The sequence below is a fragment of the Halorubrum sp. GN11_10-6_MGM genome (assembly GCF_005435165.1).
Taxonomy (GTDB): Archaea; Halobacteriota; Halobacteria; order Halobacteriales; family Haloferacaceae; genus Halorubrum.
In genome coordinates, this window is the sequence record NZ_SGUC01000024.1 from 36,597 (window position 1) to 45,607 (window position 9,011).

General features: G+C 55.0%; 5 protein-coding genes and 1 pseudogene. 2 read left to right on the forward strand and 4 right to left on the reverse strand.

The features are described 5' to 3' along the window. Positions 1 to 32: 32 nt before the first annotated feature. Positions 33 to 725: a TetR/AcrR family transcriptional regulator gene (locus EXE46_RS11820; protein ID WP_137688592.1), complete on the reverse strand. Its 693-nt coding sequence runs from the start codon at positions 723 to 725 to the stop codon at positions 33 to 35. 202 nt (positions 726 to 927) lie between these two features. Between EXE46_RS11820 and EXE46_RS11825 the strand changes: the two genes are divergently transcribed. Both EXE46_RS11825 and EXE46_RS11830 read left to right on the forward strand, forming a co-directional pair. Beyond that, positions 928 to 2,559: a COG1361 S-layer family protein gene (locus EXE46_RS11825; RefSeq protein ID WP_394348196.1), complete on the forward strand. Its 1,632-nt coding sequence runs from the start codon at positions 928 to 930 to the stop codon at positions 2,557 to 2,559. Positions 2,560 to 2,562: 3 nt separating this feature from the next. Beyond that, positions 2,563 to 5,034: an RND family transporter gene (locus tag EXE46_RS11830; protein WP_137688593.1), complete on the forward strand. Its 2,472-nt coding sequence runs from the start codon at positions 2,563 to 2,565 to the stop codon at positions 5,032 to 5,034. 869 nt (positions 5,035 to 5,903) lie between these two features. Here the strand turns inward: EXE46_RS11830 and EXE46_RS11835 are convergent. The 3 genes and pseudogenes from EXE46_RS11835 to EXE46_RS11845 form a co-directional block, all read right to left on the reverse strand. Then, positions 5,904 to 6,491 (reverse strand): annotated as a pseudogene (locus tag EXE46_RS11835) (hypothetical protein). A gap of 62 nt (positions 6,492 to 6,553) precedes the next feature. After that, on the reverse strand, positions 6,554 to 7,255 hold the full coding sequence (locus EXE46_RS11840) for a hypothetical protein (RefSeq protein WP_394348197.1): 702 nt from the start codon (positions 7,253 to 7,255) through the stop codon (positions 6,554 to 6,556). Between the two features lie 294 nt (positions 7,256 to 7,549). Further along, entirely contained in the window at positions 7,550 to 8,719 is a 1,170-nt protein-coding gene (locus tag EXE46_RS11845; RefSeq protein ID WP_137688594.1) for an NAD-binding protein, read from the reverse strand. Positions 8,720 to 9,011 lie beyond the last annotated feature (292 nt).

Genomic DNA, 9,011 nt, shown 5'->3' on the forward strand with positions numbered 1-9,011 from the left:
ATGCTCACCGTTCACTAACCTGAATTTCTGAATCAAACAGTAGAAGACATCGATTCATCCGCGAACAATCCAGTGATAACCGTGTCGATCAGTGCCTCCTCAACCTCATCATAGGTCTTGTTCAGGACAATAGGTGTGTTCTGTGCTTGCGTGACGAACAGCAGCGACCGTAGGAGTCCTCGTATGATATCCGGATCGTCTATCCGGACATCATCGTGCGCAACCCATGCTTCCGGCTGCGGTAACACGCGGAAATCTGCTTCGGCAGCTGTGTCGGGTTTGTTGTCGCTATAGTCTTCACTAGTGGTGCCCGTGTCATTGTCGCCTCCTGTACTGGTGGCATCATCGTAGTTTGTTCCATCCAACTGCTCATCGATCCGTCGTATCTCACCCTCCACAAACAGCCTCCGAATAAGAGGGTTCGTTCGGACTTGCTTAAGCGTCGTCCGCAGGATCATTTCAGCTTCCGCCTGTGGTGTCTCCACCTCACCGACGACTGTTTTGAGTTCTTCAAATAACTGATCGCGCTCAGAGACCAGCACAACAAGATACAGTTGCTCTTTCGAGTCAAAAAACTGGTAGAACGTACTAGTACCGATTCCCACCTCTTCCGTAATATCACTCACACGCGTTCGATCGAAACCGAACTGCGCGAAAAGTTTGTGGCCCGCTTCAGTCAACTCTTTGCGGATACGCTCGCGATCTTCATCGGTAAAGCGCGCCATTATTCCTTCCTCGTGTCAGCTGCGACAGCTTCGTTTTTTCGTTCCATACCGAGACATGAGATTCCAAGAACAAAATGTTTATTGGTTCTCGGGTGAAGTGGTGAGTGTGCAACGATCTTGCCACTTCTCGCCGAGTAGTCCCACAGCGGAATTCCCTCGATCCCGGTGTACAAACACCACGACTATCGAGGTGCGGTAGCGCATGCGGACTCGCCCCCTATCCGTTGTGCTTGTGAGTGTGCTTCTCCTCACTAGTGGTCTCGGCATCGGTGCTGTCGGCGCCGAGCTAACCGGCTCCGACGCCGCGTCCAGTGTCGGAGTTGGAGCGCCCGCACAGGCCTCGAACATCGGTGGGTCTCCTGACCTTGACGTGTTCGCGCCGAACCCGAACCTCGTCCCCGGCCGGACGAATCAGATCTCCCTTCAGATCGCCAACGACGGAGACCTTCGGTTCGGGAACGCTGCGAACAGCGATCTTGTCACTACGGCGCGCAACGTCCGCGCCGAGGTTGAAGCGAGTGGTCCACTATCTGTTGAGTCGGGTGAGACATCGATCGGTAGCGTGACAACAAGCGCCCCCGGTGAACTACCGGTGAGTCTGAACGTACCGCAGGGCGTCGAGCCCGGAACATACTCGCTGGATCTAGATCTCACCTACGGCTACATCTCTTCGGGCGAGAGCCGGACCGTGACCGTCTCCCGCGACGTTGAAGTCCGTGTGCGCGACGACGCCCGGTTCCAAGTCGTTGACATCGACAGCGACGCCCAGATCGGTGACAGCGGCACCGTTGAGGCGACGATCGAGAATGTCGGCGCGGAGACGGCGCATAATGCTGACGTGACTTTCGGGACGCAAAGTAGCAGCGTCACAGTAAGCGACGGCCAGTCCAACACTGTTCGGATCGAGGAGATCGAACCCGGCGAGACGACATCTGTCGCATACGATGTGGGCGTCGCGTCCGATCTACCCGTCCAGCAATACACGCTTGCCGGTTCCGTGCAGTTCGAAGACCCCGACGGGATCACCCGCACCGACGATGGGCTCTCGCTCGGGATCCTCCCGCTTGCCGAACAGGAGTTCGCACTTGCTGACGTGGAGTCACAGCTTCGTGTTGCCGAGGACGGCGAACTGGTCGGCACCGTTCGCAACGACGGTCCTGTTCCGGCCCGTAGCGTTGTTGTTCAGTACGCCGGCGATTCCCAGAGCGTGATCCCGGCAGAGCGGTCGACTGCTGTAGGGACGCTTGATTCCGGCGAATCCGCGAATTTCTCCCTGCCTATCGCAATCGGTGGTGAGGCTGAGGCCGGCTTACGCTCGCTCGACATGGCTGTGCAGTACCGCAACGAGGAGGGCGAGACGCGAGCGTTCGAGGAACTTGTCGTCGACGCCGAAGTCGCTCCCGAACGTGACCGCTTCGACGTTGCGGTCGAGAACCGCACTATCCAGTCAGACGGGACTCGTACCATCGATGTCACCGTAACGAATAATCTCAACGAGACTGCCAGCGACGTCGAGGCACGGTTGTTCGCCGACGATCCGCTCGATACAGGTGATACCGACACGGGGTATGTTCAATCACTTGAGCCCGGGGAACCCACCACGATGACCTTCGAGTTGACCACGACGGGCTCTGCAACGCCAGGTAGCACGTACCCAATCTCGCTTGACTTCCGGTACGATGACGCGGACGGAGACAGCCAGCTGACAGACACCTACCGTGTCCCGATAGACGTGACCGAGAGTGAGGGCGGTGGACTACCGCTGCCGGTTATCATCGTCGCACTCCTGGTCGTCGGGACGGGGGCGCTTGTCGTCTACCGGAGGCGGCAGTAACCGATGTCTCTCGGCGAGCGGATCGAGGCGTGGACACGGCGAGTTAACGACGCCATCGTCGACAGCCCGCGCCGAGTCATCATCATATTCCTCGTTCTCACGTTGGTGTTTACCGGCGGGATAGGCCTTGTCAGCACGGACACTGAGGCCACCGATTCGTTCACCGATGGTCTCGAGGAACAGCAGGCACTTGACGCGGTTAACGAAGAATTCGAAGATCCATTCGAATCCGATGATGAGTCCACACAACTCATCCACTCGGGAAGTAACGTTTTGACGAAAGAGGCGTTACTCAGAGACCTCCGGGTCTTAGAGGAGGTTGAGTCGCGAGACGACCTCCGGGTAGCCTCGGCCAACGGCCCAGCCACGGTCGTCGCACAGACAATCGACCCGTCGGCGACCACGGCAGCCGAACAGCGGCGCGTCTTGGAGTCGACGAGTGCGACCCGAGTCAGACAGGTCGTTCGCAGCCTCTCAGAAAATCCGCGGTTTACGGGGGCGGTTGCGACAGATTTCAATCCGACGAGCGTGAGCGCAAGCGCGTCGATTACGATCATCTCACACGACGTGCCGGGAGGGTTCTCCGATGGGGACCTCCAAGAGGTTCAAACGACGATCCGATCGATTGCAGCTGATCAGCCCGGGGATCTCACGGCGTTCGGCAGCGGCGTGACGAACGCCGAGACGGCCAACGTCATCGGTGACTCGCTCACCATCGTGATGCCTGTCGTTGTGCTGTTGCTGCTGTTGTTCCTAGTCGTCGCCTACCGCGATCCGATTGACCTCGCGCTCGGGCTGCTGTCGCTTCTGATGACCATCATCTGGACGTTTGGGTTCCTTGGGTTCTCTGGAATTCCATTTAACCAACAGATGATTACCGTTCCCGTGCTGTTGCTTGCGGTCGGGGTCGACTTCGGGATCCACATCATCAACCGCTATCGCGAGGAGGTCGTCGACGGCTATGAGGCGACAGAGGCGATGCGCGAGGCGAATAACCAGCTAATGATCGCGTTCATCATTGTCACTGTAACCACTGTGTTCGGATTCGGGGCGAACGTGATCTCTGACCTCACGCCGATCCGAAACATGGGAATCGCCTCGGCGGTCGGGATCACCTTCACCTTCCTGATCTTCGGGCTGTTCCTGCCGGCAGCAAAACTGGTCGTCGACAGGCTGCGAGAGCAGTACGGAGTCCCGGAGTTCAACTCGGCCCCGATCTCTTCCGAGGACTCGACGCTTGGGAAGTTCCTGACGTTTCCGGCACAGGTTAGCCGGTACGCGCCAATCGCGTTCGTGGTCGTGCTGCTCGTGACAGGGGGGATGGCCGCGGCGTACGGCAGCGGCGTCGACACCTCTTTCGAGACCGAGGACTTCCTTCCCCCGGAGGAGCAACCGGACTATGTGACCAGCCTCCCTGAGCCGTTCGCACCGAGTGAGTACACTGTCACTGAGACGTTGAACCTGCTTGAAGACCGCTTCTCAACTAACCAAGATCAAACAGTAAAGTTGTACGTCGAAGGGAACTTCGAAGAGGGCCATGCGCTTGAGGCTCTCGCGGACCCGAACGACGATGCATCAGGCTCACTTGCAGTCGGTGATGGTGGGAGCGCCCAGCCAACCAGTATTGTGACTGTAATTCAATCGCATGCCGAACGAAATCCGGAGTTCGCCAAACTGGTCGCCCGCAACGATATCGACGGAAACGGAATACCCGACCAAAATCTCGACCGTATCTACGACGTGCTGTTCGCATCGTCGTCCGGCGATCGGGCTGAGCAGTACCTCACGCCGGATCGACGGAGTGCGCAGGTCGATTACGCGATCGACTCCGGGGCCTCACAGGGTGAGGCCGCGGCCGACACTCGGGAGTTCGCTGAAGAGTTCCGGTACGAGACGACCGCCACCGGTCAGATCGTCGTTTTCGACGCAGTGACTGATATCATTTTCAATTCTTCGATTCAGGGACTAATCATCGCGATGGGGTTAACAGGATTGTTCCTCGTTATTGCCTACGCCGTATTGGAGAGCAAGCCGCTCCTCGGAATAGCGAATCTCTTCCCGATCTTAATCGCAATCGCATTCCTACTTGGGACAATGCGATACCTCGGGATATCACTGAACGCGCTGACTGGAACAATTCTATCGATTTCAATTGGGCTCGGAATTGCGTACTCAGTACACGCCACACATCGGTTTATCGATGAGTACAACGCCGGCGCCGACGCTTATGAGTCGATGATTATCACGCTCTCGGGGACGGGCGGCGCCCTGCTCGGGAGCATGCTCACCACTTCGCTCGGGACGGGTGCGCTCGCGCTCGCCATCACACCCGTGCTTGGGGACTTCGGCCTCTTGATGGCGGTGAGCGTGATCTATTCTTTCGTGTTTACCGTGATAGCGCTCCCCCCAGCAGTGTTGTTGTGGGAACGCTACCAAGGCGTATGGAGTGGGATTAATCTGTCAGTCTCAGGCTGACATCCCAGCAATATTTTCTACCCCCGTCTCAGAGGTAGGAAGAATACGGGGAACCGGACACCTCTTGACGAATTTATCGAGAACAGAGGAGAACATCTGTGTCTCTGTGAGATGAATCCAGCTACTCCGTTGAATCCGCAGAACGCATCGGGTTGACATCCTCCTGCGCCTGAAGACGCAGGAATCCTGAGCGTTGGGGGTTTCAGGTTCGCAACCATGACTCCAGTTTCTTCTTCGGGAACCCGTTTAACCCATCACGAAACGGCGGCTGACTGGCGGTGCCAAACCGCCGTTACTCCTATCCTCGGCATCGTTAACTCCCCATCTGTTGTTTTTGCCAGCAGGGAGTCAACGTCGCTTCGACGGACTTGGAGTTGCCTTTGAGCTTGCTCGACCAACAGGCACGAGGCGAACCCCTCTAGCATTCGTGTTCACCGTGTTGGTGTTTCGCATACTGTCTCATTAGTGGCGGGTAGACCGCCACCGAAGGCCGTTCGGAATCGCTCCGTTCCGACCTGACCTTACCCCCTGATACGAAACAACACAAGTTGAAACTACGGATTTTGGAAACTCAGGACTGTCATCGAACAGTGGACTGTGTAGAGTTTTGTCGGATTCATCCTACGGCTAAAGCCGCAGGTATTCTCCTTGATTCTGTATAAGCTCCTCCTGTGCTCGGTTCAGGACCGCTGCCGAGAGAATTCGGAGATGGAATCTTGGTAGAGAGCGAGAAGATCGAGATCACTAGGTGGATAGATCCAATTCATCGACGACGAAGGTCGAAATAAACGCGCCTTCAATTAAATTCACCTACTAGTGGCAATACGAGCTCAAAACGGTGAAGCCTCGATACTTGTCTCCGAGGTAGTTCACGAACCCTCGTCTAACGCCCCGTAGAGCCCTTTTTCGATCCGCGCCGCGACTCCAGTGAGGTGCGCCTGTCCGAACGTCGCCACGATCAGTGCCCCTACAGAGTTGTACATCTGGTCGAGAACCGTGTCATCGAGCCCATGCTGAGCGAGCGGCATCTTGATACCGGTCTCGGCGGCGACGATGTCAAGCGCGAACTCAAACAGTTCCCAGACGACTCCGAATGCGAGCACCACCACAAAGATGAACACGAACGCGAAGCGCGCTGGGATCTCGACTTGGTCGCTGTGGAGGTCAATCGCTCGCAGCGTCGTGTATCCTGCGCCGGCGACCAGCGACGCCGAGAGAGCGTGCGTGAGGTGATCTCACCACGGGATCAGCGCATAGAACCATGCCGATCCAAGCGTGTGGAGGAACACCGCCGACGTAATCCACACGCCAAGCCATGGGTTGGGAGGAATGTTGTAGTTGCGTTCAAGCAGCGCCGGAATGAACGTGACGAACAGGCCAATCCCACCATTGGTGATCGCCTTCGGCTGGCCGAACAGCACGCCGTATCCGACGATAGTAACTAAGAGAACCTGCATCACCCTCGTGAGCCGCCGATGTGTCCGAGGGGACGAGCGAGCGCGGAGGGCGCCTCGAACACTCATCGGCGCACCACCCATCCTATCGCTCGGTGGAGGTATGCTTCGCGCCGCCGGAAATACGCGTCGAAGAGGACTCCGGCGACGAGCCCAGCCAGCGTCACGTAGAGCCACTCGATCATCAGCGCCTTGTTTGTCGTCAACAAGTTGGTACCGAGCATCCGATCGGCATTCCACCGTAGGACCGTCAACACTGCCGCTGTCGCCAGCGTCGTCATCACGACGAAGACGACAGCGAACCAGTGTGTCACGCGCAGCGTGGTGAACATGTGAAGTTCTACAGTGATGATCAGCGCGAACGCGGCGAGCGCGAGATACGCTGCGAAAGTTCCCACTTCTCCCCCAAAGAGCGCTCGCACCAGAACTGGCAACAGCGCCAGCCCAAGCACCTCCCATGGGAGCATCACTTTCGCGTTTCGAGCCGAGATTGCCGGTGCGAGCACAACAACGATCATAGCGGCGACGATAGCCATCGGGAGGAGGTCAAAGTCGAACAGGCTCTCGACGAACACTCCTGCGAGTACTGTCACCATCGCCCACGCAACTAACGCGTTCGTCCGTCCGCTACGGAGAAACCGCCCCAGACGGCCCTCAATAGCGCCTTCTTCTAGAACGTCAGGTTCGGAGTTATCTGGAGCGCCTCCACCGACCTCAACCCCAGAGTTTCCATCCCTGGCGTCCGAAGCGGATTCGTCAGAATCCATACTCATACTCGGTTCGGTCCTCACATATGGATTGTCTTTGTAGCACGCCAGACATACGTACCATTGTTTGCTACTTCTATTTTTCAGACGTGAGTCCTTGACGGCAAATGGTATCTATACGTTAGATTATTATCGTCACTAGGTGCTGAATCGTTTGGTATAACATCAATACCAACCGTTTTCTGATCAGAACATGACATCTACGGAGAACTTCAGCAAAGAAAATTTCACTTGAGTCGCTGCGAGTGTCTCATACTGGTCGCTCGCCGCATAGTTCATGACATTTTTCTTCGATTACTTGTCTTGCAATCGTTGAACAACCTCCGTTGCAGTGTCTTGTTGGCTCCGAGCTGATTCTGCCAATAACTCTCCGCCCACAAGAGCCGGACTGATTACCGTATTGACCCCTACGAAGCGGAATTTCTCGATATTCTCTTTATTTGTCGCCGCAGCAACAATCCAGATATCGTCGTCTTGATTTCTCACGGTGATGGCTGTCATGATGTCTTCTGCATCGTCTTCTGTAGCAATAACGACGGCACGCGCTACATCTAGCTGAGCACGTTCGAATGTCGCATTTGATGTCCGAGAACCATGTAGCTCTAAAACATCTGGTCCAGTAACACTTAGTGCCTTATCAGTTTCAGAAATCACCAACAGTGGGCAATCACCCTGTAAATCATCAATAATCGGGATTGTTGATTGATCGTACCCCGCGATAACAATGTGATCTGAAAGCTGGTCAAGTTCAGCGTCGTTAGTCATTCCTAATGCCTTGCTGAAGCGATTCTCAATGACGGGAGTTAAGAGTGTACCAAGCGCGACAGCGAACGTAACCGTACTAACGATTAAGACTGACAGGGCATACAAGCGAGCAAATCCGCTTTCCGGAACAGGTGTGGCGTCGCCGTATCCAACCGTGCTTCCAGTTACAATCGTAAAATAAAATGCATCTAATAGAGTGTCAATTCCACGGAAATCATTGCGAAGTGAATACGTTCCAATCGTACCGTACGCCTGCGCACCGACCAGAGCTAAGCCCGCAGCGATTTGTGTGTCAGTTAGTGCGACGTTTCGGTCGAATACCTCTTTTTTAGGCAATAATATGGTAAATACAATAAAAGAAAGCAGTACAAGCGGTGTGGAAAATGCGCTTGACTGAAGAACTCCCTGAATCGTTACCGTGAGAACGAGAAAAAGAGATGCGTACCATGCAGCCCGCCAGCGTCGCCGAAGACCGTAATTGGTGAGAAAAAGAAGGAACCCAGTTAGCGCCCCTGTAAAGCCAGCAGACTCTATCGCACTTGATGGTAACTGATCGGCAATAAAATTAATTTTTGCGGCTCCTGTTAGCGTCGCCACACCTGTTACAATTGACAAAACAGAAAGTACAGCAACTAACTGTACAATTCCTTTCGTGGATTTTATATAACTAATTGAAACGGATTTTGCTGTGTCAATCACAGTTCTATCATGTAATTACGTATCGGGATTCTCAGACAATTCTGATGCTGTGAAGCCACCATCTTGAGCGAGATCTTACGTAACACGAGATCAATTGGATTCACTCTGGCCATAAGTTCTTGCTAGAGGAATAGAATCTTAAGTCCTGACAAACAAGAAGTCACCCACGCCACATCAACATACCTTTCTTGTAATGTGGCAATTAGTAGGTAAATGGAATATAGCTCAGGACTACGACGGCGGATCATCTTCGGAATTGGAGGGTTAGGATTATTAGCTGCTGTCATTTTTG

What these genes read in the sequence shown, in the direction of transcription:
- EXE46_RS11820 (WP_137688592.1), bottom strand. Translation starts at nt 725, where the DNA reads ATGGCGCGCTTTACCGATGAAGATCGCGAGCGTATCCGCAAAGAGTTG.
- EXE46_RS11825 (WP_394348196.1), top strand. Translation starts at nt 928, where the DNA reads ATGCGGACTCGCCCCCTATCCGTTGTGCTTGTGAGTGTGCTTCTCCTC.
- EXE46_RS11830 (WP_137688593.1), top strand. Translation starts at nt 2,563, where the DNA reads ATGTCTCTCGGCGAGCGGATCGAGGCGTGGACACGGCGAGTTAACGAC.
- EXE46_RS11840 (WP_394348197.1), bottom strand. Translation starts at nt 7,255, where the DNA reads ATGGATTCTGACGAATCCGCTTCGGACGCCAGGGATGGAAACTCTGGG.